Consider the following 25,597-nt stretch of genomic DNA (forward strand, 5'->3'; position numbering starts at 1 on the left):
TTACCAATTCCAAGAGAGGAATTGTGTATTCGCAACGGAGCACGGGCAAATGAGCAGAGACTCCCAGAAGAAACGCTCAATCGTCTTTTTTCTCATTCCGCAATTTACCATGCTGCCTTTTACCGGAGCCATCGAGACCCTTCGTCTGGCAAACCAGATGCTGGGTTACACGGCCTACCAATGGCGTCTGGCGTCTCTGGATGGCGGCAAGGTCATGTCATCAAGCCGTATCTGTCTTGAAGCCGATACCTGTCTTGCCGACGAACGACGTTTCGTAAACGGTGAAAACCGTCCGGATATGGCGATCGTCTGTTCGGGTTTGAATGTCGAGCAATATGGCAATAAATCCGTCAATGCCTGGCTGCGCGAAGCCTATAATCGCGGCATCGCCATCGGCAGTCTCTGTACTGCGACCCATATTCTTGCCGAGGCGGGGCTTCTCAACGGCAAACGCTGTGCAATCCACTGGGAAAACCTCCCAAGTTTTGCCGAAGCCTTTCCTCAGGTGGAGGTCTATGCCGACCTCTTCGAAGTGGACAATAATATCTATACCTGCGCCGGCGGGACTGCATCCCTTGATATGATGCTGAGCCTGATCGGTCAGGACTTTGGCGAGAGCCTCGTCAACCGTGTCTGCGAACAGCAGCTGACCGACCGTGTGCGCAGCCCGAACGACCGCCAGCGCCTGCCATTGCGTGCACGCCTTGGCGTTCAGAACAACAAGGTTCTGTCGATTATCGAGTTGATGGAAGGCAATCTATCAGAGCCGCTTTCGCTTCTAGATATTGCCGACGCTGCCGATCTGTCGCGGCGACAGGTGGAACGCCTTTTCCGCCAGGAAATGGGCCGCTCCCCCGCCCGATATTATCTCGAAATCCGCCTCGATCGGGCACGGCATCTGCTGATCCAATCCGCCATGCCGGTCGTTGAGGTTGCGGTCGCCTGCGGCTTCGTTTCCGCTTCGCATTTTTCGAAGTGTTATCGCGAAATCTACAATCGCACGCCGCAACAGGAACGTGCCGAGCGCAAACTGCTGATGAGCGCATCGCGGATGGCAATGGCGAGCGAGGGAGGCAAGGCCGCACATTGAATGCCGGCGCATCTGCGTCGTGGGTCCTGGGTCGTGGGAAGCGTGCCGCGCGATCATGGAATTAACCGCACCGGACCTCGTCCGGGGCGACGCAGCATTGTCGGGCGACATCAACCGAATGGCATGACCGCGTCAGCGAGGTCTTCCGCCGTCATGCCTGCACCCACCCTCTGTCCCGCCTCGCCGTGCAGCCAGACACCGGCCGCAGCCGCCTCGAAAGCGGGTGTGCCCTGTGCCAGCAGCGCGCCGATGATGCCGGCCAGCACATCGCCCGATCCGGCCGTCGCAAGGCTCGCCGGCGCATTGGTGTTGACCAGCGCCCGGCCGTCAGGTGCGGCGATCACCGTGTCCGCACCCTTATAGACCAACACCGCGCCGCTGCGGGCCGAAGCGACCTGCGCCTTCTCGATCTTGCTGAGCGTTCTGTCGGCAGCGAGATCGGGAAATAGCCGGGCAAACTCGCCCTCATGCGGTGTCAGCACGAATTTGCCCGTACCGGATGTGATGCGCTCGAACAGGGCCGCCGTATGATCCTTGAAAGCGGTGATCGCATCGGCATCCAGCACGGCCGCCTTATCTCCGAGCAGCGACACGAATTGTCGCGCCTTTTCGAGATCACCGAAACCCGGGCCGAGAACGAAGGTGCCGTGACGCCGGTCGTCCAGCCAGAGCCCCAGATCATCGGCATTGTCCATCGGCGCATTCATCACAGCCGTCAGCGTCATGGAAAGCACGTCAAGTGCCTCTTTCGGCGCAGCGATGGTGACGATGCCCGCCCCCGCCTTCAGCGCCGCAAGCGCCGTCATGCGGCTTGCCCCGGTCGCATGGGCCGGGCCGGAAAAGACGGTCAGGTGCCCACGGCGGAACTTATGCGTCTCGAGATCGCTGGCGGGCAAGGCATCACGCCAGACAAGCGGATGGTTTTCCGCAACGGAGCCCGCGTGATCGGCAAGGAAGCGCAAGGGAATGCCGATATCGAACACCTCGAGCGACCCGCAAAGTTCCCGTCCAGGCATCAGCAGATGGCCGGGCTTGCGCGCCATGAAGGTCACGGTCCGCTCGGCCCTGAACGACGCGCCGAGCGGTACGCCCCGCCGTCCGCAGAGGCCGGAGGGCAGATCGACGGCGAGCACCGGCACCCTGGCGCTGGTCACCGCTTCGATTATACGGGCCAGTTCCTCGGGCAAATCGCGGGACAATCCAGCCCCGAAAACCGCATCGATCACCACATCACCGGCAAGAGGCGCATAGTCGTCAAGCGGCAGCGGCACGAGCCCGCTCCGTTCGAATGCCACCCGCGCATCGCCCTTCAGCGTGCCGGCATCGCCGAGATGATGAACCGTAACCGTCGCCCCGCTTTGCACAAGCACCCGCGCCGCCACATAGCCATCACCACCATTATTGCCGCCGCCACAGAGCACGACGAAACGCAGCGCCTGTGGATAATACCGCAGCGCAGAAGCGGCGACCGCCTGCCCCGCCCGCTCCATGAGATCATAAAGCGGAATACCGGATTGCCCGGCCGCCGCATCGATGCGGGCCATATCAGCAGGGTCGAAAAGGGAAAGCTGAGAGAGGAATGTCATACCGCGATCATCCCTTCAAAACGCCGGAAAGGCAATCGATACAAAAATAAGCATTTATGGATGAATAAAATATAGCCATTTGCACAAAATATAAACAAATCAATATTTAAGCGCTCCATGATCTTTAAATATTCAAAATCACTAAAATAATACAAATCAGCAGAATTGCTGCGGAATTTTTCGGGGTATAGCGAGAAATTGGCTGGAAAACCGCCAAAACCGAATGCATTTTGTCTCGGAAAGCCGGGTCAGCGAAGTTTTTTCTTCAAGCCCGCTTCCGATCTGGCACAATACGTGCATTCTTGTGGCAGAGCGGGAGTTACCTGCTTTAACGGGAGAAGCGGAGAGATATTTTCTCATGAAAAAGATCGAAGCGATCATTAAGCCTTTCAAGCTCGATGAAGTGAAGGAAGCCCTTCAGGAAGTCGGACTTCAGGGCATCACGGTCACGGAAGCAAAAGGCTTTGGTCGTCAGAAGGGCCACACGGAACTCTACCGCGGAGCAGAGTACGTCGTGGACTTTCTGCCGAAAGTGAAAGTCGAAGTCGTATTGGCGGACGAGAACGCGGAAGCCGTCATCGAGGCGATCCGTAATGCGGCGCAGACCGGACGTATCGGCGACGGAAAGATTTTCGTTTCCAATATCGAGGAAGTCATCCGCATCCGTACCGGTGAAACAGGCGTGGACGCCATATAATCAGAACCAGGTCTCAAGCCGGGGAGGCTTGGGTTTCACCTCGTCATCATCACACTCAAGGAAAACGTTTAAATGACGACCGCAAACGATATCTTGAAGCAGATCAAGGATAACGACATCAAGTTCGTGGACCTGCGCTTTACCGACCCCAAGGGCAAGCTGCAGCACGTCACCATGGATATTGTCTGTGTGGACGAAGACATGTTCGCCGATGGCGTCATGTTCGACGGCTCCTCGATCGCCGGCTGGAAGGCCATCAACGAGTCCGACATGGTGCTGATGCCCGATCCGGCCACCGCCCACATCGACCCGTTCTTCGCCCAGTCCACCCTCGTCGTCCTTTGCGACATTCTCGACCCGGTCTCGGGCGAAGCCTATAACCGCGACCCGCGCGGCACCGCCAAGAAGGCTGAAGCCTACCTCAAGGCGTCGGGCATCGGCGACACCGTCTTCGTCGGCCCCGAGCCGGAATTCTTCGTCTTCGACGACGTGAAGTACAAGGCAGACCCCTACAACACCGGCTTCAAGCTCGATTCGTCCGAACTGCCATCCAACGATGACACGGATTACGAGACGGGCAACCTCGGCCACCGTCCGCGCGTCAAGGGCGGCTACTTCCCGGTTCCGCCGATCGACAGCCTGCAGGACATGCGTTCCGAAATGCTGACGGTTCTGGCCGAAATGGGCGTTGTCGTTGAAAAGCACCACCACGAAGTGGCTGCCGCACAGCACGAGCTGGGCGTGAAGTTCGACACGCTGGTTTCCAGCGCCGACAAGATGCAGATCTACAAGTACGTCGTGCACCAGGTCGCCAATGCCTATGGCAAGACGGCAACCTTCATGCCGAAGCCGATCTTCGGCGATAACGGCTCGGGCATGCACGTGCACCAGTCGATCTGGAAGGGCGGCAAGCCGACCTTCGCAGGCGACGAATATGCGGGCCTGTCTGAAAATTGCCTCTACTACATCGGCGGCATCATCAAGCATGCCAAGGCAATCAACGCCTTCACCAACCCCACCACCAACTCCTACAAGCGTCTGGTGCCGGGTTACGAAGCGCCGGTTCTGCTCGCCTACTCCGCGCGCAACCGTTCCGCATCGTGCCGTATTCCCTTCGGCTCCAACCCGAAGGCAAAGCGCGTCGAAGTCCGCTTCCCGGACCCGACCCAGAACCCCTATCTCGGTTTTGCGGCCATGCTGATGGCCGGCCTCGACGGCATCAAGAACAAGATCCACCCCGGCAAGCCGATGGACAAGGACCTTTACGACCTTCCTGCCAAGGAACTGAAGAAGATCCCGACCGTCTGCGGTTCGCTGCGTGAAGCGCTGGAAAGCCTCGACAAGGATCGCAAGTTCCTGACCGCCGGCGGCGTGTTCGACGACGACCAGATCGACTCGTTCATCGAGCTGAAGATGCAGGAAGTCATGCGTTTCGAAATGACCCCGCATCCGGTCGAATTCGACATGTACTACTCGGCCTGATCGGCCTTCGGAGCGCCGTCCTTTCGGCGCTCCTCCCTCTCGGCGGTTTTCCACGGAAAGCCGCCGTTTTCTATTCTGCCGAATGTGACGTAAACAATGCCGATCAAGCCAGCCTCTCAGCAAACGCGCCCCATGGACTGGCTCATCTTTCTGGCGGTGCCGTTCTTTTTTTCCAGCAATGTCATTTTTGGCCGCGGCGTCGTTGGCGAAGTTTCGCCTTTTATCGCCGCCTTTATTCGCTGGATGGGATCGACGCTCATCATCGCCCCTTTCATGATTGCCGACTGGCGGAACTGCGTTGCTTTCGTGCACCGCAGAACGCTGCTCTGGCTCGTGCTCGGCATTCTCGGCATGGGCATCTGCGGCGGCGTGGTCTATTGGGGCCTCACCATGACGACGGCCGCCAATGGCACGCTAATCTACACCACCTCGTCGCTGTTCATCATCCTGTTCCAGCGCATCTTTCAGGGTCGGCCGATCCGAAAGCTTGAAGTGGCGGGCATGGTCATCGCCTTTGCCGGTGTCGCGGCCATCGTGCTCAAGGGCGATATCTCCGCTCTCCGGCACATGAATTTCAACATCGGCGATTTCGCGATTTTGACGGCGGCGATCGCCTTTGCCATCTATTCGCTGCTGCTGCGCGATCCCGCGGCGCGGCAAATGGCATCCTTCAGCCTTTTCGGCCTGATCGCCCTTTCCGGCGCGCTGGTGCTTCTGCCGCCGGCCGCATTGGAACTCGCGCAGGGCGGCATGCTGCCGGCCACCGGCATAGCCTGGGCGAAGATCGGCGGCATCATCCTCTTCGCCTCGCTGCTGGCGTTTTATTGCTTCACCCATACGGTGCGCGTTTTCGGCCCGGCCACGGCCGGCATCACGCTTTACATGATGCCGCCGGTCTCGATCCTCATGGCGGCGATATTCTTGGGAGAGAGCTTCGAGACCTATCACGCCATCGGCATCGTGCTTGTCACCGGCGGCGTCATTCTCGCCACCGCGCCGATTGGCAGAAAGCGCTGAGCTTTGCGGCAGACCGGCACTGGGACCGCTAGGTCTTGATATTTCGCATTCCGACACCAACTAGTATTGGGAAAGGAAATTCATGCCATGAAACAAAGAGACGCAAAATTCACGCTTGGCGAGATCGTCCGCCACAAGGTGTTTCCGTTCCGCGGCGTGGTCATCGACGTGGACCCGGAATATGCCAATACCGAGGAATGGTGGAACGCCATCCCCGCGGAAATCAGGCCGGAGCGCGACCAGCCCTTCTATCATCTTCTGGCCGAAAACGAGGAGACGGAATATGTCGCCTATGTTTCCGAACAGAACCTCGTGCACGATGAAAACAATACGCCGCTGAGAAACCCCAATATCGGCCGCATATTCGACAAGGCGCCGAACGGCGAATGGCGTCCGAAGATATCGACGGCGCATTAACGCCTGCCAACCATCTCCCCCCTCCCAGGGACATCAAGCGCATAAAAAAACCGGTCTGTTGCCAGACCGGTTTTGTCATTCTTGATGCTTTGTAGCGATCAGGGCTTGGGCGCCTTGGCGGCGTCCTGAGCGGCTTCCAGCTTCTTGCGGGCCTCTTCAGCCTTCTTCTGCATGCCTTCCTGCAGGCTGCGCTGGCTTTCGGCCAGCTGCGACTGGGTGATGGCAGCACCGTCGTAAGCACCGGTGAAACCGGAAAGCGCGATCTTGATCGGGTTCGGCGCGCGGCGGAAGTTGATGGAGGTGAAGACCACCTCGCTACCCTTCTTCAGCGAAGCGATCATGGCATCCGTCAGCGGAACTTCAGCCGTGCACTTGTCGGGAAGGCAAACGGCGTAATCGAGCTTCTGGCCCTTGCCGCCGTCGATCTGCATCATCACACCCGGGGGAATGAGACGCGCGGTCGGAACGGAAACCTGCAGCAGCTTGCGGTTGACCTTGCCTTCAACGGTGATGAGGCCGACAGCGGTGATCATCTGGCCGTTCTGGGCGAGAACCACGTTCTGCACGACGCAGACATCGTTGTCTTCCTGCTTGGAGCAGGTCTTGAACCAGCCGAGCGGCGGAGCGCCAGCGCCGCCCTGAGCGGCCGGGGCAGCATCCTGCGCCTGCGAAATGGCCGGAGCGGAAACCGCGCCCAGAGAGAGGACCAGAGCGGACAGAGCCGTCCGGGTGAATGTGTTTGCCTTTTGCATCATAAGAGTTCCGTCTCCTGAATGTCTGCCAGAACAGAACCTTTCAAGGCCCTGTCCGCCGATGGCGGTATCCTTCTGCCCGTTCAACTGTCGTTTAAATGAGGCAAATGCGTGACCCGTCTCTTCCGGCCACCCTGTTACATGCCGTTCGCGGCGATATCCAGCACTTCTTTAACTTTTTCTTGAGCGGACCCAAGATTTCCCGGCCCCGCATGGGTCATGCGATGTCCTTATGCTACATATCTGCCAGAATCATGACGATAAACCGGTTGTGACGCAAATCGGACGGACAGTTAGACAGGATAGTGACATGCGCAACCTTGCGGCCCTCCTCCCCGCATTGTTCCTTTTGGGATCATCCCTGCTTCCCGCCGGGACCGCCCTGGCGCAACCGCTGCACGGCATATCCATGCATGGCACGCCGGAGCTTCCCGCAGACTTCCGCCACTTCCCTTATGTCAATCCGGACGTGAAGAAGGGCGGCCGCATTTCTTATGGCGTCGTCGGCACCTTCGACAGCCTCAATCCCTTCGTGCTCAAGGGAATGCGCACCACCGCCCGCGGGGTGTGGGATCCGGAATTCGGCAATCTTCTCTATGAACCGCTGATGCTGCGCTCGAGTGACGAGCCTTTCAGCCTTTACGGTCTGCTCGCCGAAACCGTGGAATGGGACGAGGAGCGCAGCTTCGTCCAGTTCAACATCAATCCCAAGGCAAAATGGTCGGATGGCCAACCCGTCACGCCTGACGATGTGATCTTCAGCTTCAACCTCCTGAAGGAGAAAGGCCGCCCGCCCTTCAACACGCGACTTGCCGGCGTGGCCAGGATGGAGAAAATTGGCGATCGCAGCGTTCGGTTCACCTTCAACGACAAGGCGAATCGCGAAACGCCGCTCATTCTCGCCTCCTCCACGCCGATCCTGCCGAAACATGCGACCGATCCTGAAAAATTCGAACAGGCGGGCCTTGGCGATGTCATCGGCTCCGGTCCCTACCGAATCAAGACGCTGCGCCCGGGTGAGCGAATCGTCTGGGAGAGGAACCCCGATTACTGGGGCAAGGATATTCCCGGCAAAGTCGGTTTCGACAATTACGACGAAATCAGCATCACCTATTTTCTTCAGGTCACGACTATGTTCGAGGCCTTCAAGAAAGGCGATATCGACATCTACCCGGAGGGCGATGCCATCAATGGCACCTCCGATACATCCCATTGGGGACAAGCCTATAATTTCCCGGCCGTGCATCGTGGCGATATCGTCAAGGACGTGTTCCAGCCACAGCTTCCGACCGGCATGTTCGGGCTCGTCTTCAATACGCGTCGAGCCGTCTTTGCCGACGAGAAGGTGCGCGAGGGCCTTACATATGCATTCGATTTTGAATGGATGAACAAGAACATCCTCGGCGGGTCCTTCAAGCGCACCCAGAGCTACTGGCAGAACTCCCCGCTCGGCGCCTATGGCAATGCGGCCGATGAGCGCGAACTTGCGCTACTGGGCGACGCGGCAAAGTCCATGCCCCCGGAGCTTCTGGCCGGCACTTACGCCCTGCCCACGACTGACGGCACCGGTGCGGACCGCAAGGTATTGAAACTGGCCGTCGATAAGCTGAAAGAGGCCGGATACAGCATCAAGAATGGCAGGATGTCCGACGCCAACGGCCGTCAGCTCGCCTTCGAGATCATGACGCAGAACCCGGCGCAGGAGCGCATCGCGCTTGCCTATCAGCGCTCGCTCAACCTGATCGGCGTCGCCATGGGCATCCGCTCGGTCGATGACGGGCAATATCAGGCCCGCTCGAACAGCTTTGATTACGACATGATCATCCGCTCCCTGCCCTCATCGCTTTCACCGGGCATGGAGCAGCTGAACCGCTGGGACTCGATGTCGCGCGATGCACAGGGCAGTTTTAACTATGCGGGCGTTGCCAATCCCGATATCGACCGGATGATAGAGGCGCTGTTGCAGGCGCGCTCGACGGAAGACTTCCAGGCGGCCGTGCGCGCCTATGACCGCCTGCTTGTGGCCGGCCATTATATCATTCCGCTCTATTACATCGGCGCGCAATGGGTTGCGCGCTGGAAATATATCGACCGTCCGGATATGACCCCGATATCAGGAAATCAGAAACAGACCTGGTGGGATGCAAGGGTGCAATAACCCACCGCCGCCCGGTCCAGACAAGGGAAGATAAAACCATGGAACGCATCGTTGTCGACGTCGTATCGGATATGGTCTGCCCCTGGTGTTATCTCGGCAAGGCAAGGCTCGATCTCGCCATTGCCGAGGTTCAGGACGAAATCAGCGTCGATGTGAACTGGCGCCCCTATCGCCTCAATCCCGACTACCCGCCTGAAGGTGTGGACCAGAAAGCCGCTCTCGAAGAAAAGCTCGGCAAGGAGCGTCTGGAGCAGGCGCATGCCTCGCTGGTGCAGCTCGGCAAGGAAGTCGGCATCAACTATGATTTCGATGCGATCAAGATCGGCCCGAACACGCTCGACGCCCATCGCCTGTCGCTCTGGGCTCATTCGGAAGGCCGCGACATCCAGGAAAAGGTCGTGACCGGCCTGTTCAAGGCCAATTTCGAGGAAGGCCGCAATATAGGTGATCACGCCGTACTGTCTGACGTCGCCGCAAAGGCTGGCATGGATGCGAAAGTGGTCGAGCGGCTTCTCGCCTCGGATGCTGACAAGGACACGGTCGTTGCAGAAATAGACGCCGCGCAGCAGATGGGCGTTGCCGGGGTGCCGTTTTTCATACTCGATCAGAAATACGCCATAAGCGGTGCACAAACGCCTGACGTATTGATTGCTGCACTGCGGGATATTGCAAAAATCAAGGCGGACGAGCATAAGGCGATGAACTGACGGTCGAACCACCGGCAGCTTACCCTAACCGATAAACTGTTGGTGTTTTCCCGTGTCCGACAAGACCCTGAAAGGCATTCTGCTCGCCTTTGCCGCCTTCGCTGCCTACGCCTGGAGCGATGCCAGCGTTAAACTCATAGAAGGTCAGATTTCACCGATCGAATCGGCCTTCTTCGGCGCCTTGTTCGGCCTCATCGCCCTGCCCTTCATCCGCAAGCGTAATGACAGCTGGGTGGATGTGGTGAAGACGACCAACCGGCCTTTGTGGATCATCCGCTTTTTCGCCGCCGGCACGGGTGCCGTCGGCAGCGTCACGGCATTCACCCATCTTTCCATGGCCGAAGCCTTCGCGCTGATCTTCCTGCTTCCTTCCTTCGTCACCATCATGTCGGTGGTGTTTTTGAAGGAACAGGTGGGCATTCGCCGCTGGTCCGCGGTCATCATCGGTTTCCTCGGCGTGCTGGTCATCCTGCGTCCGGGCTTCCGTGAACTGGGTATCGGCCATCTCGGCGCCATCATCGGCGGCTTCAGCGGTGCGCTCAGCATCGTCATCTTCCGCGCCATAGGCCCCTCGGAAAAGAACGTCTCGCTTTATGGGGCCGGCGTGCTGGGCTGTCTCATCATCAGCGGCATCGCCATGGTGCCGACCTTTGTCATGCCGGGCGGCGAGCAATGGCTGCTGCTGGCGGGATATGGCCTGCTCGGCGCGCTTGGCAACGTGCTTGTCATGTATGCCGCCAAATATGCGCCCGCCGCCATGATCGGCCCGACGCAATATAGTCAGATGCTCTGGGCCATTCTGTTCGGTTATCTGATTTTCGGTGACCGCATCGACGGATGGATGCTCATCGGCATCGTCCTTATTGTCGGATCCGGCCTGCTGACGCTGATCCGTGAGAAGCAGAGAAAAGTGCCGCTGCCCGCCTCCATCGCCGCAACCGACCAGAACGTGGCTGTCGGCATTACACCGGAAGACGGGCGCTGACGCCTGAAGAATACAAAGAACCGGCGACGCATATTCACGTCGCCGGCATGGCATTCGATCAATCACAAACCCTGACCCGATACATGTCGCCCCAGGCATTCTGCCTCCAGGCAACGTGGCAGCGTGGATAAACGGGCTGGTAAACCACCGGCGGACCGTAGACGGGCGCAGCATAGGCTGGCGGACCATAGGCCGGAGCATAATAAGCGGGGCCATAGCCGTAACCGGGATGTCTTGCCCCGGCGATAAGCGCTCCGCCAATGATCGTGCCGGCAATACCGGCGGCAAGGCCGCGGCCGAAATTATTGCGCGCTTCCGCCTGGGTGGTGGTGGCAATTGTGGTGCCCGCAATTGTCAAAGCAACCAGACCAGCGGTGGCAAACCTGTTGATATTGGTCCACATCGTCCTGCTCCTTCATGACCCGGCGGCCTGAACGATCCGCCGCACCGGGTATGAAGGAAAGATTACGCCCGCGAAGACTACCGAGACATGTCCGTTTGGTTACATCGCCGTAATGTCGCTGAGCCTTTGCGGGTGGGGCTTTACGAGGGATTGGCCATTTGTTAGCGGGCCGAAGGTGGTTGGGGCTTTACCCCCCTCTGCCCTGCCGGGCATCTCCCCCTCAAGGGGGGAGATCGATATGCGGCGAGGTTTCGCCCCTCTCAACGTTTGAGGATGAAGCGACAAAAGGGCCTCCTGCTGATCTCCCCCCTTGAGGGGGAGATGCCCGGCAGGGCAGAGGGGGGGTAGCCCCACCCGTCAATGCCGTCAATGCCCCCAAAGCTCCCATCACGACCGCGCCAGCTCCGCCAACTGCGTCATGACCATCGCCGCACCCGTCAGCCGTTTTTCCGGAGTCGGCAGATCGCGGTTCAGGAACAGGCTGTGGTCCGGGCGGATTTTCGCCATGGATCCCTGCTTGCCGATGTAACCGACCAGCGCCGCCGGGTTCGGGAATTCCTTGTTGCGGAACTGCACGACGACACCCTTCGGCCCGGCATCCACCTTCTCGACATTGGCAATGCGGCAGAGTGACTTGATGTAGACGATCTTGAGGAGATGCTGCACCTCTTTCGGCAGCGGTCCGAACCGGTCGATCATTTCCGCGCCGAACCCGTCGATCTCGCTGATATCGGCAAGCTCGCCGAGACGGCGATAGAGACCCATGCGCAGATGCAGGTCCGGCACGTAATCTTCGGGGATCATCACAGAGGTGCCAACCGAGATCTGCGGCGACCAACCGCTGTCGCGCACCTCCTCATCACCCTTCACTTCGGCAACAGCTTCTTCCAGCATCTGCTGGTAAAGCTCGAAACCGACTTCCTTGATGTGGCCGGACTGCTCCTCGCCAAGCAGATTGCCCGCACCACGAATATCGAGATCGTGGCTCGCCAGCTGGAAGCCGGCGCCGAGTGTGTCGAGCGATTGGAGCACCTTCAGCCGCCGCTCCGCCATCGTCGTCAGCACCTTGTTGACCGGCAGGGTGAACAGCGCAAAGGCGCGCACCTTGGAACGACCGACACGGCCGCGCAGCTGGTAAAGCTGGGCGAGACCGAACATATCGGCGCGGTGCACGATCAGCGTGTTGGCGGTCGGCACGTCGAGACCGGATTCGACGATGGTGGTCGACAGCAGCACATCATATTTGCCGTCGTAGAAAGCATTCATGATGTCTTCGAGTTCGCCCGCCGGCATCTGGCCATGCGCCACCGCCACCTTCAGCTCCGGCACGTCCGATTGCAGGAAAGCGTGGATATCGGCGAGATCGGCAAGCCTCGGGCAGACATAAAAGCTCTGGCCGCCGCGATAATGCTCGCGCATCAGCGTTTCGCGGATTACCAGCGGATCAAAGGGCGAAATGAAGGTGCGCACCGCCATGCGGTCCACCGGCGGCGTGGTGATGAGCGACAGTTCGCGTACACCTGTCATGGCGAGCTGCAGCGTACGCGGAATGGGCGTCGCGGACAGCGTCAGCACATGCACGTCGCTCTTCAGCTCCTTCAGGCGCTCCTTGTGCTTCACGCCGAAATGCTGCTCTTCGTCGATGATGAGAAGACCGAGATTGGCAAAGCTGATGCCAGCGCCCAGCAGCGCATGGGTACCGACGACGATATCTGTCTTGCCATCAGCCACTTCCTTTTTCGTCAGCGTCAGTTCCTTGGAACCAACAAGCCGCGAAGCCTGCTGTACCCGGATGGGCAGGCCACGAAAGCGTTCCGAGAAGGTGCGGAAATGCTGGCGAGAGAGAAGCGTAGTGGGCACCACCACCGCCACCTGCACGCCATTCATGGCGGCAAGGAAGGCGGCGCGCAATGCCACTTCAGTTTTGCCGAAACCGACATCGCCGCAGATCAACCGGTCCATCGGTCGCCCGGCGCCGAGATCCTCGCGAACCGCTTCGATGGCGTTCAGCTGGTCCTCGGTCTCGTCATAGGGGAAACGGGCAGCGAATTCGTCATAAAGCCCGTCTGGTGCAACCAGCGCCGGCGCATGGCGCACCAGCCGCGCGGCCGCAATGCGGATAAGCTCGTCGGCCATGTCGAGCAGGCGCTTCTTGAGCTTGGCCTTGCGCATCTGCCATGCGCCGCCACCGAGCTTGTCGAGCGTGGCTTCCGCAGCGTCAGAACCATAACGCGACAGAAGATCGATGTTTTCGACCGGCAGGAACAGCTTGGCGTCGTCGGCATAATGCAGTTCCAGACAGGCGCGCGGCGCACCCGCCGCCTCGATGGTGCGCAGGCCGACGAAGCGGCCGATACCATGTTCGGCGTGAACGACCAGCGAGCCCTCATCCAGCCCCGCCACTTCCGCGATGAAATCCGCACCGCGCTTGCGACGCTTGGAGCGCCGCACCATGCGGTCGCCCAGAATATCCTGCTCGCCGATAACGGCCAGCGTTCCGGTCTCGAAACCGGCTTCAAGGCTCAGCACTGCTGCGGCCGCCTCGCCCTTGCCAAGCTTGTCCACTTCTTTCAGCGAAGTCACCGGCTTGATCTTCTCAAGCCCGTGCTCGTTCAGCACCTGCAACAGCCGGTCGAGCGACCCTTCCGACCAGCCTGTAATCAGCACCTTCCAGCCCTTGGCGCGGCGCTCGGCAATGTGTTTTACCGCCAGATCGAAAACATTGACCCGCTCTTCGTTATTGCCTTCGGTCGGAGGACGCGCCCAGCGCGGCCCGACATGCGCATCCAGCGTTGCGACCGGACGACCTTCCGTATCGTGTTCATTGAATGGCGTCAGCCGCACGGCGTTGACGGCGGCGAGTGCCGCATCGAAGCTCTTGCCGTCGAGATAAAGCTGTCCCGGCGATACCGGCTTGTAGGGCGCGCCCTGTGTCGAACCCTTGGTTTCGCCAGATGCGCGGCGAGCCTCGTAATAGTCGAGAACCAGCTTGGAGCGTTCCTTCGCCGCTTCGCGTGCCGTGTGGTCGGTGACGATGCGGAACCCGCTCAAATAATCGAAGGCGGTCTCGAGCTGCTCGTAAAACAGCGGCAGCCAGTGCTCCATGCCGGCGTAACGGCGACCCTCGGACACGGCCTGGTAAAGCGCATCATCGCGGGTCGCAGCGCCAAACAGCGACAGGTAATTCTTGCGGAAACGCCCAATCGTATCCGGCGTCAGCGTCACTTCGCTCATCGGGTTCAAGTCAAGCGAGCGCGCCTGGCTAATGGTGCGCTGGCTGGCCGGATCGAAAGTGCGGATGCTTTCCAGTGTATCGCCAAAGAAATCGAGCCGCACGGGCTCTTCCGTGCCCGGCACGAAGACATCGAGAATACCGCCGCGCACGGCAAATTCGCCAACTTCGCGCACCGTCGCCACCCGGTCGAAACCATTGCGCTCCAGCCGCGCGGCAATCTCCTCCATGCGGATCTGGTTGCCGGGCTTGGCCGAAAAGCCGAGATTTTCGATGATGTCACGCGGCGCCATCTTCTGCAGCATGGCGTTGACTGTAACCAGCACGATGGCCGGATGCGGTTTCTTCGCGTGACTGGTGAGACCGGTAAGCGCCGCGAGCCGGCGCGCCGAAGTGTCTGCACTCGGTGACACGCGGTCATAGGGCAGGCAGTCCCAGGCCGGCAGGGACATGACCGGAATGTCAGGTGCCACGAAACCGAGGATCTGTTCAAGATCGGCGACCCGCTGGCCATCCGACATCACGTAAGCCACCGATGTGCCCGCCCGCGCCATATCGGCAAGCAGCAGGGCTTCCATGCCTGATGGTACGTTTCCGATGGTCAGCGGCGTATCGGCCGACGACACCAGCTTTGCATCGAATCCGGCTATCATGTTTCAGGCCTTCAGGGTTTCGGCGGTGACGAGATCAAAATCGGGACGATAAGAGGCAATCTTTTCAAACAGAGGTGTCCGGAACTTTTCCGGCACCGGCTGCGCGCCCGTCACCATCTGGACAAGGTCGTTATCCTCTTCCGCCATGATAATCTCAAGCTCATCCAGCTGATGATCGGAAAGCCCGGCAATATTGTCTTCTGCGAATTGCCCGAGCACCAGGTCCATCTCGCGAATGCCCCGGTGCCAGCAGCGGTAAAGAATCCGCCGGCGTCTCGGATCGAGATCGGCACTCGTGCGCACCAGTCCAGTCATCGCATTCACCTTTCGGTTGGCTATTCAACAGGATGTTGATTGCGACCTCCTATAGAACAGGAGGCGAACGCTTGAAACCGGTTTTTATAGAAATAATGCCACGGCGGCTAAAATCTGCCGGTGATAAACCCTGTTTGTCGGACGCCAAGTCTTGCATAACGCGTCCCCTTCCCCGATTTTGCTGACCATGCGCCCGGCCATTCTCGATCCGCTGTTTGCCTCCGTCTTCACCCTTGCCGGTGTAGGGCCGAAGCTTGCCGATCTGCTGGCGAAATTGTTGAGCCGGGAAAGCGCCGACGACACCCGCGTCATCGATCTCCTGTTCCACGCCCCGTCGAACGTCATCGACCGTCGCAACCGCCCCGGCATTGCGCTTGCCGCACCCGGCGCCATTGTCACCATCCAGGGACGTGTCGACCGGCACCAACCGCCACCCGCAGGCAATCGCTCCGCCCCCTATCGCGTTTTCCTGCATGACGAGACCGGCGAACTGGCGCTGACCTTCTTCCGTGCCAAGGGCGACTGGCTGTCCAAGGCCCTTCCCGTCGATGAAGAGGTGCTCGTCAGCGGCAAGGTGGACTGGTTCAACGGCCGCGCCTCCATGGTGCACCCGGATTTCATGGTGAAGCTTTCCGAGGCGGAAAACCTGCCGCTGGTGGAAGCGGTTTACCCCATGACCGCAGGTCTTTCCGCAAAGGTGCTGCGACGGGCGATCGAAGGCGGGCTGTCGAAGCTGCCCGTATTTCCGGAATGGATAGACGAGACGCTCAAGACCCGGCAGGGTTTCGGGGATGTCGCCTCGAGCTTCCGCGAGCTGCATGACCCGCGCGACAGCGCCGATATCGACCCGCAGGCCCCGGCGCGCAGACGGCTCGCCTATGACGAATTCCTCGCCGGGCAGCTATCACTGGCGCTGGTGCGGCAACGACTACGCAAGGTGGCGGGCCAGCCGATCCGCGCCAAGGGTGATATCGCCGCAAAGATCCTGTCGCAGCTGCCCTTCTCGCTGACGGCAAGCCAAAGCGCGGCGGTGAAGGATATCCTGACCGATATGGCCGGCGAAGACCGCATGTTGCGGCTGCTTCAGGGCGATGTTGGCGCCGGCAAGACGCTGGTGGCGCTGATGGCCATGGCGACAGCAGTGGAGGCCGGCGGACAGGCGGTGCTGATGGCGCCGACTGAAATCCTCGCCCGCCAGCACTTCGCCACCATATCTAAACTTGCAAAGGCCGTAGGGCTTACAGTCGAGGTGCTGACTGGACGGACGAAAGGCAAGGAACGCCGCGAGATCGAGGAGCGCGTCGCATCAGGCGAAGCACAGATCGTCATCGGCACGCATGCGCTGTTTCAGGACAGCGTGAGTTACAAAAACCTCGTGCTGGCCGTGGTGGACGAACAGCACCGTTTCGGCGTGCACCAGCGCCTGCGCCTTACTGCCAAGGGCATCACGCCCCATATGCTGGTCATGACCGCCACGCCCATTCCGCGCACGCTGGTGCTGGCAGCTTTCGGTGACATGGATGTCTCCAAGCTCACCGAAAAACCTGCCGGCCGAAAACCCATCCAGACGGTCACAATTCCCACCGAACGCATCGGAGACATTGTCGAGCGTCTGCGTGCGGCGCTGAAGGACGGCAAAAAGGCCTACTGGATCTGCCCGCTGGTGGAAGAGACGGAAGAATCCGACCTGATGTCGGCCGAGGAGCGGCATGCGGTTCTGTCGCAGATGCTCGGCGCAAATATCGGTCTCATCCATGGCCACATGAGCGGCCCGGAAAAGGACGCCGCCATGCTCGCCTTCAAGAGCGGCGAAACCCGGCTGCTGGTGGCGACGACAGTGGTGGAAGTGGGCGTCGACGTGCCTGACGCGACGATCATGGTCATCGAACATGCCGAACGTTTCGGCCTTGCCCAGCTGCACCAGCTGCGCGGCCGGGTCGGGCGTGGCGATGAGGCCTCCACCTGCATCCTGCTCTACAAGGGGCCGCTCAGCGAAAACGGCCGCGCCCGACTTTCCATCCTGCGTGACAGCGAGGACGGCTTCCTGATCGCGGAAGAGGATCTGAAGCTGCGCGGAGAAGGCGAACTGCTCGGCACCCGCCAGTCCGGCACGCCGGGCTTTCGTATCGCCAGCCTCGAAGCCCATGCCGACCTCCTGGAAATCGCCCGTAAGGATGCGGCCTATGTCATCGAGCGCGACCCCGAATTGACCGGCCCGCGCGGCGAAAGCCTGCGCACCCTGCTCTATCTGCACCGCCGCGACGAAGCGATCCGCTTCCTGCACGCCGGCTGAAAGTGACCTGCCATGAACATGATCGACCCACGCCGCCCGCCACCCGCCTTCCGCAAGGGCTACGCGCTCTGCTCGCCGCAGAATATCCTGCAACCCGACACCTTCGCCAAAAGCCAGAAGAAGGCAATCGGCAAACAATTCAAGAAACCCGGCCGCAAGAGCGCCTGGGCGCAGGCGCTGGAAGAAGGCTGGACCGTGCGGCTAGTCTATATGCGGCTTTTTGTTCCGGTTTTCCACGCGACCACCACGGGGACAGAGGTGGACGATCTGGATGACGAGGATTGATTTGGGCACACTGAGAGTGTTGTTTGGTCAGAGCGCCGAAGGCCAACGCTGCGAGGTATGGATGATCGTCAAGATTTCGATATCCCGGCCGACGCGATAGGCGATGATATAGGAAATGTCGGAAAGCACAGCTTCCCGTGTTCCCTTGATACGCCCGACTCGTCCCACCGCCGGCTGCTCCTCCAACATATCGGCTGCCGAAACAATGCGGGAAATCACTCTGGCCGCAGCAGCCGGGTTATCCTGTTCGATATGCGCACCAATTTCATCGAGCCGTCGTAGCGCCCGCAAGGTCCACCGAATTCCCCGGTCACTCATAAGGGCCGGGCGGGTTTTACATATCTTCCGACAATGTTTGCGAGATTTTCCGGCGTTCCGAATTCGCCGCGATCCGCTTCAGCCAAACCGGCCTCGATTTCGGCAAGCTGCCACTCCTCGCGGGCAACAAAGTCCTCAATCGCTCGCACCGCCATATAAGACCGCGAGCGATCAAGCTTTTCCGCCAATTGATCCAGCTTTTCGGCAACCTCATCAGGCAAGCGCACCGTGAATGCAGTCATGATCGCAACCTTTCCTGGTTCACTATGATTATTTGTGAACCATATTGGTTCGTCAAGCTTGTGGTATTTCATCCTGTCGTGGGAATGGAGGAAACAATCTAATGCCTTGCTAAGGCCCTTCAAACCGGCGCGATCACCTTCGGCGGTGTGAAGTCCGGTGCCACCAGGCCGCCCGATATCAATAGTTTCGCCGCGTCCTCCGGCGTCATATCAAGCATCACGATCTTGTCTTTCGGCACGAACAGCAGGAAACCCGCCGTCGGCACTGGGGTCGGCGGCAGGAAGACCGCCACCATCTGCTGGCCCATCTCATTGAAACGGTGAGCAAGCTCGCCCTTGACTTCTGAGGATACGAAAACCATCGCCCACGTCCCGGGAGAGGGAAATTCGATCAGGCCGACTTTCTTGAAGGAGTTCGAATGCTCCTTCAGCACGGACTCGAACAGCTGCTTGATGCTTTTATAGATCGGTCGCACCAGCGGCATGCGGTTGAGAACGGATTCGCCGACGCCCACGATCCATTTGCCGATCAGGTTATTGCCGAGAAAGCCGATGAGCGTGATGCCGATAACGGCAATCAAGAGCCCGAAACCGGGGATCGCCACATCGAAATATTGCTCGGGATCGTAACGGGCGGGGATATAGGGTTTGACCCAGCTATCCGCCCATTGCAGGAAACTCCACACCAGCCACATGGTGATGGTGACAGGGGCGAGGATCAGAACACCCGTCAGGAAGCTGTTGCGCAGACGGGCTGCGAATGAAATTTTGACTGGAATATCGGTCATTTACCGTTCGGAATTAAGCGTTGTCGCCATCGAAACCCGGATGAAAACCGACAATGCCGGATGGAGTTCCGCCATGCAAGCGAAGAACTGTGAAATATTCGTCAGGAATCCCCTCGGCACTCAGGCCCTCGACAGGGCGAAAACCGAAGCGGCCGTAATAGGCGGGATCGCCGACAACAACGCAGCCGGCAGCGCTCAGCCGCTCCAGCACGGCAAGCCCGTCACGCGCCAGCTTCGAACCGACACCTTCGCCCTGCCTTTCCGGTGTAACGGAGAGCGGCGCAAGGCAGAACCAGCCGGTCTCGCCACTTGTCAGCGTCACCGGCGAGAAACCGACATGGCCGATGATGCCTTCGCTGTCTTCCGCAACCAGTGAAACCGTCAGAGCGCCGGCGTCCCGCAGCCGCGCGACGATCAGTTGTTCTGTCCCGCTACGGTGTTCGACGTTACGGAAGGCATCTTCCGTAACGCGAGCGATCGCTTCCTCATCACTCGGCTGTTCCGGCCGGACAATCATTCCACTGTCACCGATTTCGCCAGATTGCGCGGCTGGTCCACATCCGTGCCCATGAAGACGGCGGTGTGATAGGCGAGCAGCTGGATCGGCAGCGAGAAGACCATCGGCGCGATCAGCTCGTCGACATTGGGCAGCGTGATCGTCGCCATGGTGTCGAGCTTGGAAGCGGCAGCCCCCTTTTCATCGGTGATGAAGATGATACGGCCGCCGCGCGCAGCCACTTCCTGCATGTTCGAAACGGTCTTTTCAAAGAAGCGGTCGTGCGGGGCAATGACGATAACCGGCATGTTCTCGTCGATCAGCGCGATAGGCCCATGCTTCAGCTCGCCGGCGGCATAACCTTCGGCGTGGATATAGGAGATTTCCTTGAGCTTCAGCGCGCCTTCCAGCGCCAGCGGGAAGCTGGTGCCGCGGCCGAGATAAAGCACATCCTTGAAACGCGACAGATCACGCGACAGCGCCTCAATCTGCGGCTGGATGACGTTCAACACCTTGCTCATGATGCGCGGCATCTCGATCAGCTGCTGCACCAGCTGCTTTTCTTCACCCGGTTTCAGCGTGCCGCGGGCCTTGGCCGCAGCAACGGCCAGCGACGCAAGCACTGCAAGCTGGCAGGTAAAGGCCTTGGTGGAGGCGACGCCGATTTCCGGACCGGCGAGGATCGGAAAGATCGCATCGGATTCGCGCGCCATGGTCGATTCACGGGTATTGACCACCGCGCCGATCTTCAGACCCTCCTGCTGGCAATAACGCAGGGCCGCCAGCGTATCGGCGGTTTCGCCAGATTGCGAAATGAACAGCGCCGCCTGCGTGGGAACAAGCGGGATCTCGCGGTAGCGGAACTCCGAGGCAACATCGATTTCCACCGGCAGACGGGCATAACGCTCGAACCAGTATTTGCCGATCAGGCCGGACAGATAGGCCGTGCCGCAGGCGGAAATGGCAAGACCGGAAAGGCTGGCGAAATCAATCGCCTTGTCGGCATCCTTCACGGTCTTGGTGGAGAAATCGACGTAATGGCTGAGCGCATGGGAAATCACTTCCGGCTGCTCGTAGATTTCCTTTTCCATGAAATGGCGGTGATTGCCCTTGTCGACCACAAAAGCCGTCGCCTGAGAGATCTGCCGCTCGCGCTTCACCGGCCTGCCGGAGAAATCGATGATTTCCGCACCCTGCCGGGTCACGATGGCGCAGTCGCCATCGACCAGATAGGTGATCTCGTTGGTGAAGGGCGACAGCGCGATGGCATCCGACCCCAGGAACATTTCACCGCGGCCATAACCGACGGCAAGCGGCGGGCCGGAGCGCGCAGAAAGCAGCGTGTCGGGATCATCCTGGAACATCACGACCAGCGCATAGGCGCCAGTGACGCGGTTCAGCATCTTCAGCATCGCTTCCTGATGGCCAAGGCCGTCGCGGGTATATTTCGCCAGAAGCTGCGCCACCACTTCAGTGTCGGTCTGGGTGGTGAAGGTCGCGCCCTCGGCGGTCAACTCCTCGCGCAATTCGGCAAAGTTCTCGATGATGCCGTTATGGACGACGGCCACGCCATCAACGAAATGCGGGTGGGCGTTGGTTTCGTTCGGCACGCCGTGGGTCGCCCAGCGCGTATGCGCAATGCCGACGACACCCGGCAGCGGCTTTTCCGAAACCAGCTTTTCCAGATTGAACAGCTTGCCTTCCGCCCGGCGACGGTCCATCGCGCCATTGTCGATGGTGGCGACACCCGCCGAATCGTAACCGCGATATTCGAGGCGCTTCAGCGCATCGACAAGCCGTTCAGCAACGGGCTGCGTTCCGACAATTCCGACAATTCCGCACATATATTTCTCCAGACGGCGATCTCTTCACCGAAACTTCCAGAGTATTTCCGCCTTTCCCTGAAATGCGAAAATACACCACCTTTTTGTTCTGATGCATTTCCGGACGTAAAACCGCTGCGCACCTTTACTGGAAATGCTTTAACCGTTTCTCTGAAATCGGCAATTATCCCGCCGGTCACTTTCAGTATCGCTCGGTAACGTCTCTCAAGAGGATTTTTTCTTCGCTTCCTTCAGCGCTTTCGCCCGCTCGCGCAGGGCAACGGCCCGGCCCGGCTTCACCTCCTGGCGCGCGCGCCCGAAAGCCAGCGCATCATCAGGCACATCATCGGTAATCACGCTGCCGGAAGCGATATAGGCCCGCTCTCCAATGGAGACGGGAGCAACCAGAGACGAATTCGAGCCGATGAAGCTGTTGGCTCCGATCCGCGTTTCGGACTTGTTGTAACCATCATAATTACAGGTGATGGCACCCGCGCCTATATTGCTGCCTGCACCCACGAAAGCATCGCCGATATAGGTCAGATGGTTGACCTTGGCGCCCTCGCCGATCTCGGACTTCTTGACCTCGCAGAAATTACCGACCTTGGCGTTGGCGTGCAGGTTTGCACCCGGACGCAACCGCGCAAACGGACCAACAACCGCACCCTCGGCCAGATAGGCCCCTTCCAGATGCGAAAATGCATGAATGACGGCGCCCGGCTCGACCGTCACGCCGGGTCCGAAGACGACATTGGGCTCAATCAGCGCGTCCTGCCCGATCTTCGTATCGAAGGACAGGAACACGGTCTCAGGCGCGATCATCGAGACGCCATCGACCATCAATTCATGACGGCGGCGCTCCTGCCAGAGCTTTTCGATAAAGGCCAGTTCGGCGCGGTTGTTGCAGCCGACAAGTTCGTTTTCCGGCGCATCGATGGCAACGGCGCGGCGACCGAGCGAACGGGCGATCTCAACGATGTCAGTCAGATAATATTCGCCCTTCACATTGCCGTTGCCGATCCGGCCGAGCAGATCGAGCGCATTGCGGCCATTGATCGCCAACAGGCCGCTATTGCACCAGGTCACCTTGCGTTCTTCGTCGGTGGCATCCTTTTCCTCGCGGATCGCCACCAGCTCGCCATTCTCGACCAGCAAGCGGCCATACCCCGTGGGTCGGTCGGTATGAAAACCGATGACGGCAACGTCGGCACCGGCAGCAATCGCCTCGCGCGCCCGGTCGAGCGTTGCCGAGGTGATGAGCGGCACGTCGCCATAAGCGACGATCAGGTCGTCAAAACCGCGCTCGATGGCGGCGCGGGCAGCCAGAACGGCGTGGCCGGTACCCTTGCGTTCCGTCTGCAGAAAGGCTTCCACCTCAAGGCCAGGCAGGCTCGCGGCCGCAGCAACATTGTCGGCATCGCGCCCGACGACGAGCGCCACCGTGCCGACACCCGATCCAGCCACCGCCCCAACCACATGCGTGATCATCGGACGCCCGGCGACCGGATGCAGCACCTTGGATTTTGACGATTTCATGCGCGTGCTGTCGCCCGCTGCGAGAATAATGGCTAGAGAGCTGCGCTCCATAAGACCTCCAACACCCTGTCAACCGCCGCAAAGCGGATGGGACAGGGGCATATGTTTGACTTCACGCCATCCGGCCGGCCGGAAAGGCGCATCGGTAATGTAATTCCGGCATTGCTATAACGGCGGCCCGCTTAAGAAACCATGCAAATCCCAACCAAAATTTCCGCGGCGATTTTCATCAAACGTGATCAGCGGCAGGAGGCTCGTGATCTATTTGCGGGGATTGCGGGCGGTGAATTGCAGGATCTGCTGGCGGCCATTTTCGATCAGCCGTTCCATTTCACGGCGGGCCCCCGCCTCGTCGCGCAGGCGAAACGCCTCGACAAGCCTCAGATGCGAGGCGGAGACGTCGGAAATCTCGTGGGGATCGGCTTCCGGATTGCTCATCCGGAAAATCCCCACCAGCGCCGCCTTTATCAGCGAACCGACGGTGCGCATGAACGGATTGCCGGACATTTCTGTGATGAGCACATGGAAATTCATGTCGGCAAGCGCCCGCTTTTCCTTGGAATAGGCAGTGTTGCCCATCTCGTTGGCGTAAGCGGCAAGTTTGGTGATATCGGCGTCCTTTGCCCTCACGGCGGCCAGCCCGGCACCATAGGGCTCGAAAGCCTGACGGATATCATAGAGATGCAACAGGAATTCATCACTGACACCAGCCTCGAAATGCCACAGCAGCAATTCGCTGTCGAACATGTTCCAGCTTTCTCGCTCCGTCACCCGGGTGCCGATGCGCGCCTTGGGTGAAATCATGCCCTTGGCGGTCAGCGTCTTCATCGCTTCGCGCAGTACCGTGCGAGACACTTTCAGCCGCTCCATCAAATCGGCATCACCCGGCAGGATATCCCCCGTTTTGAAGGTGCCGGAGACGATATCGAGACCGAGCTTGTGAACGACCTGTGCATGATTTGTCCGCAGCTTTCGAAAACCGATCGCTGCATCGAGCATTCCGCGCTGCAAATGTCATGTCCTTCCGTTCGGCTGGCGATTTCAAAAAAATCGCGCCAGACGTGTGTATCTCAAGTCAGATTATAGTGAAAAACATCAAGTGGCGTGAAAAGCAAAGACAAACTTCATCCGCACAGTAAAACGTATGAAAATAAGCAAGGCCGCACATGAGTTTCATGCGCGGCCTTTCATCAGTAATGGAAGACAATCCGCATTATTGCGGCAGCTTGTCGTCCACGCCGGCAACGTAGAAGTTGAGGCCGAGCAGAACCTTGTCTTCGGCCTTTTCACCCGCCTTCAGCCATTCCGAACCGTCCTGCTTCTTCACCGGACCGGTAAAGGGGTGCAACTCGCCTGACTTGATCTTGGCTTCGGTTTCCTCAGCCATCTTCTTCACGTCGTCAGGCATGTTGGTGTAAGGCGCCATGGTCAGGATGCCGTCCTTCAGGCCGTCCCAGATGGATTCGGACTTCCACGTGCCGTCAAGCAGGGCCTGCGTGCGCTTGATGTAATAAGCGCCCCAGGTGTCCTTGATCGCGGTCAGCTGTGTCTCCGGACCGGCCTTGATCATATCGGAAGCCTGACCGAAGGCCTTGATGCCGCGCTCGGCTGCAACCTGCATCGGAGCCGTCGTGTCGGTGTGCTGCGTCAGGATATCAACGCCCTGGTCGATAAGCGCCTTGGCGGCATCGGCTTCCTTGCCGGGGTCAAACCAGGTGTTGGCCCAGACAACCTTGACCTTGAACTCAGGATTGACGGACTGCGCGCCAAGAACGAAAGCGTCGATGCCCATCACCACTTCCGGGATCGGGAAGGAAGCGATGTAGCCGGCAACACCCTTCTTCGACATCTTTGCGGCGATCTGGCCCTGAATGTAGCGGCCTTCATAGAAACGCGAATTGTAGGTCGCGACGTTTTCAGCCGTCTTGAAGCCGGTGGCGTGCTCGAACTTCACCTTGGGGAACTTCTGGGCCACCTTCACGGTCGCATCCATGAAGCCGAAGGAGGTGGTGAACACCAGTTCGCAGCCGGAACGGGCCATACGCTCGATGGCGCGCTCGGCATCCGGGCCTTCCGGAACGCTTTCGAGGAACGGCGTTTCGATCTTGTCGCCGAAATGCTTCTGCAGCTCTTCGCGACCGATTTCATGCGCCTGCGTCCAGCCGCCATCGGTGCGGCTGCCGACATAGATGAAGCAGACCTTCTTGGCGTCGGCGGCTTCAGCGGAGGAAACAACGCCTCCGAGCGCCGCGACGGACGCGGCAAGTGCGATGACCAGTTTTTTCATTTTTACCCCTGTTGGTTTGGAGACTTGCGGATTCT

At 59.5% G+C, this 25,597-nt stretch carries 23 protein-coding genes; 10 read left to right on the forward strand and 13 right to left on the reverse strand.

Features of this window, described 5'->3' with window-relative positions; all coding sequences use genetic code 11:
* Nucleotides 1-49 precede the first annotated feature (49 nt).
* Nucleotides 50-1,090 (forward strand): GlxA family transcriptional regulator, encoded by a 1,041-nt coding sequence (locus tag NYR50_RS06955; protein WP_174008674.1) that lies wholly within the window; start codon nucleotides 50-52, stop codon nucleotides 1,088-1,090.
* A 110-nt stretch (nucleotides 1,091-1,200) separates the two neighbouring features.
* On the opposite strand, the gene NYR50_RS06960 is transcribed toward NYR50_RS06955, so the two are convergent.
* Complete coding sequence (locus NYR50_RS06960) at nucleotides 1,201-2,676, reverse strand: NAD(P)H-hydrate dehydratase (protein WP_418137195.1); 1,476 nt, start codon at nucleotides 2,674-2,676, stop codon at nucleotides 1,201-1,203.
* A gap of 358 nt (nucleotides 2,677-3,034) precedes the next feature.
* On the opposite strand from NYR50_RS06960, the gene NYR50_RS06965 reads away from it, so the two are divergent.
* The 4 genes from NYR50_RS06965 (at nucleotide 3,035) to hspQ (ending at nucleotide 6,289) form a co-directional block, all read left to right on the forward strand.
* Complete coding sequence (locus NYR50_RS06965; RefSeq protein WP_003508042.1) at nucleotides 3,035-3,373, forward strand: P-II family nitrogen regulator; 339 nt, start codon at nucleotides 3,035-3,037, stop codon at nucleotides 3,371-3,373.
* A gap of 72 nt (nucleotides 3,374-3,445) precedes the next feature.
* Nucleotides 3,446-4,855 (forward strand): type I glutamate--ammonia ligase, encoded by a 1,410-nt coding sequence (glnA, locus tag NYR50_RS06970; protein ID WP_065115890.1) that lies wholly within the window; start codon nucleotides 3,446-3,448, stop codon nucleotides 4,853-4,855.
* A gap of 96 nt (nucleotides 4,856-4,951) precedes the next feature.
* The gene (locus tag NYR50_RS06975; RefSeq protein ID WP_418137196.1) at nucleotides 4,952-5,872 is read left to right on the forward strand and encodes a DMT family transporter; all 921 of its coding nucleotides are present in this window, start codon (nucleotides 4,952-4,954) and stop codon (nucleotides 5,870-5,872) included.
* Between the two features lie 87 nt (nucleotides 5,873-5,959).
* Nucleotides 5,960-6,289: a heat shock protein HspQ gene (hspQ, locus tag NYR50_RS06980; RefSeq protein WP_418137197.1), complete on the forward strand. Its 330-nt coding sequence runs from the start codon at nucleotides 5,960-5,962 to the stop codon at nucleotides 6,287-6,289.
* Nucleotides 6,290-6,387: 98 nt separating this feature from the next.
* On the opposite strand, the gene NYR50_RS06985 is transcribed toward hspQ, so the two are convergent.
* A complete protein-coding gene (locus tag NYR50_RS06985; RefSeq protein ID WP_006314309.1) occupies nucleotides 6,388-7,044 on the reverse strand; it encodes an invasion associated locus B family protein in 657 nt (218 codons plus the stop codon).
* A 307-nt stretch (nucleotides 7,045-7,351) separates the two neighbouring features.
* Between NYR50_RS06985 and NYR50_RS06990 the strand changes: the two genes are divergently transcribed.
* The 3 genes from NYR50_RS06990 to NYR50_RS07000 are packed head-to-tail and all read left to right on the forward strand — an operon-like array spanning nucleotide 7,352 to nucleotide 10,891.
* On the forward strand, nucleotides 7,352-9,199 hold the full coding sequence (locus tag NYR50_RS06990; RefSeq protein WP_418137198.1) for an extracellular solute-binding protein: 1,848 nt from the start codon (nucleotides 7,352-7,354) through the stop codon (nucleotides 9,197-9,199).
* A 38-nt stretch (nucleotides 9,200-9,237) separates the two neighbouring features.
* Nucleotides 9,238-9,906 (forward strand): DsbA family oxidoreductase, encoded by a 669-nt coding sequence (locus tag NYR50_RS06995; protein ID WP_418137199.1) that lies wholly within the window; start codon nucleotides 9,238-9,240, stop codon nucleotides 9,904-9,906.
* Between the two features lie 52 nt (nucleotides 9,907-9,958).
* A complete protein-coding gene (locus NYR50_RS07000) occupies nucleotides 9,959-10,891 on the forward strand; it encodes a DMT family transporter (protein ID WP_418137200.1) in 933 nt (310 codons plus the stop codon).
* A gap of 58 nt (nucleotides 10,892-10,949) precedes the next feature.
* On the opposite strand, the gene NYR50_RS07005 is transcribed toward NYR50_RS07000, so the two are convergent.
* The 3 genes from NYR50_RS07005 to NYR50_RS07015 form a co-directional block, all read right to left on the reverse strand.
* Nucleotides 10,950-11,294 (reverse strand): hypothetical protein, encoded by a 345-nt coding sequence (locus NYR50_RS07005; RefSeq protein ID WP_418137201.1) that lies wholly within the window; start codon nucleotides 11,292-11,294, stop codon nucleotides 10,950-10,952.
* Nucleotides 11,295-11,681: 387 nt separating this feature from the next.
* Nucleotides 11,682-15,179, reverse strand: coding sequence for a transcription-repair coupling factor (gene mfd, locus NYR50_RS07010; protein ID WP_418137202.1), 3,498 nt, complete (start codon nucleotides 15,177-15,179; stop codon nucleotides 11,682-11,684).
* Between the two features lie 3 nt (nucleotides 15,180-15,182).
* Entirely contained in the window at nucleotides 15,183-15,494 is a 312-nt protein-coding gene (locus NYR50_RS07015) for a succinate dehydrogenase assembly factor 2 (protein WP_418137203.1), read from the reverse strand.
* Between the two features lie 187 nt (nucleotides 15,495-15,681).
* On the opposite strand from NYR50_RS07015, the gene recG reads away from it, so the two are divergent.
* Nucleotides 15,682-17,787, forward strand: coding sequence for an ATP-dependent DNA helicase RecG (gene recG / locus NYR50_RS07020; RefSeq protein ID WP_418137266.1), 2,106 nt, complete (start codon nucleotides 15,682-15,684; stop codon nucleotides 17,785-17,787).
* Between the two features lie 12 nt (nucleotides 17,788-17,799).
* A complete protein-coding gene (locus tag NYR50_RS07025; protein ID WP_080808398.1) occupies nucleotides 17,800-18,072 on the forward strand; it encodes a hypothetical protein in 273 nt (90 codons plus the stop codon).
* 27 nt (nucleotides 18,073-18,099) lie between these two features.
* Here NYR50_RS07025 and NYR50_RS07030 read toward each other — a convergent pair whose 3' ends face one another.
* From NYR50_RS07030 to NYR50_RS07065, 8 genes are all read right to left on the reverse strand, one after another.
* On the reverse strand, nucleotides 18,100-18,390 hold the full coding sequence (locus NYR50_RS07030; RefSeq protein ID WP_418137204.1) for a type II toxin-antitoxin system RelE/ParE family toxin: 291 nt from the start codon (nucleotides 18,388-18,390) through the stop codon (nucleotides 18,100-18,102).
* On the reverse strand, nucleotides 18,387-18,635 hold the full coding sequence (locus NYR50_RS07035; RefSeq protein ID WP_418137267.1) for a CopG family ribbon-helix-helix protein: 249 nt from the start codon (nucleotides 18,633-18,635) through the stop codon (nucleotides 18,387-18,389). The genes NYR50_RS07030 and NYR50_RS07035 overlap by 4 nt, the downstream gene beginning before the upstream one ends.
* Nucleotides 18,636-18,751: 116 nt before the next feature.
* Entirely contained in the window at nucleotides 18,752-19,420 is a 669-nt protein-coding gene (locus NYR50_RS07040; RefSeq protein ID WP_174008682.1) for a DUF502 domain-containing protein, read from the reverse strand.
* Nucleotides 19,421-19,433: 13 nt separating this feature from the next.
* Nucleotides 19,434-19,937, reverse strand: a complete 504-nt coding sequence (locus tag NYR50_RS07045) for a GNAT family N-acetyltransferase (protein WP_418137205.1) — start codon at nucleotides 19,935-19,937, stop codon at nucleotides 19,434-19,436.
* Entirely contained in the window at nucleotides 19,934-21,760 is a 1,827-nt protein-coding gene (gene glmS, locus NYR50_RS07050) for a glutamine--fructose-6-phosphate transaminase (isomerizing) (RefSeq protein WP_418137206.1), read from the reverse strand. The genes NYR50_RS07045 and glmS overlap by 4 nt, the downstream gene beginning before the upstream one ends.
* Before the next feature lie 204 nt (nucleotides 21,761-21,964).
* Nucleotides 21,965-23,326 carry a bifunctional UDP-N-acetylglucosamine diphosphorylase/glucosamine-1-phosphate N-acetyltransferase GlmU gene (gene glmU / locus NYR50_RS07055; RefSeq protein WP_418137207.1) on the reverse strand — a complete coding sequence of 454 codons (1,362 nt, stop codon included), beginning with the start codon at nucleotides 23,324-23,326 and terminating at the stop codon, nucleotides 21,965-21,967.
* A gap of 210 nt (nucleotides 23,327-23,536) precedes the next feature.
* The gene (locus tag NYR50_RS07060) at nucleotides 23,537-24,274 is read right to left on the reverse strand and encodes a FadR/GntR family transcriptional regulator (protein WP_418137208.1); all 738 of its coding nucleotides are present in this window, start codon (nucleotides 24,272-24,274) and stop codon (nucleotides 23,537-23,539) included.
* 214 nt (nucleotides 24,275-24,488) lie between these two features.
* On the reverse strand, nucleotides 24,489-25,562 hold the full coding sequence (locus NYR50_RS07065; RefSeq protein WP_418137209.1) for a BMP family ABC transporter substrate-binding protein: 1,074 nt from the start codon (nucleotides 25,560-25,562) through the stop codon (nucleotides 24,489-24,491).
* Between the last annotated feature and the right edge of the window lie 35 nt (nucleotides 25,563-25,597).

It is taken from the genome of Agrobacterium sp. El2ro-1b (genome assembly GCF_048298475.1).
GTDB lineage: Bacteria > Pseudomonadota > Alphaproteobacteria > Rhizobiales > Rhizobiaceae > Agrobacterium > Agrobacterium fabrum.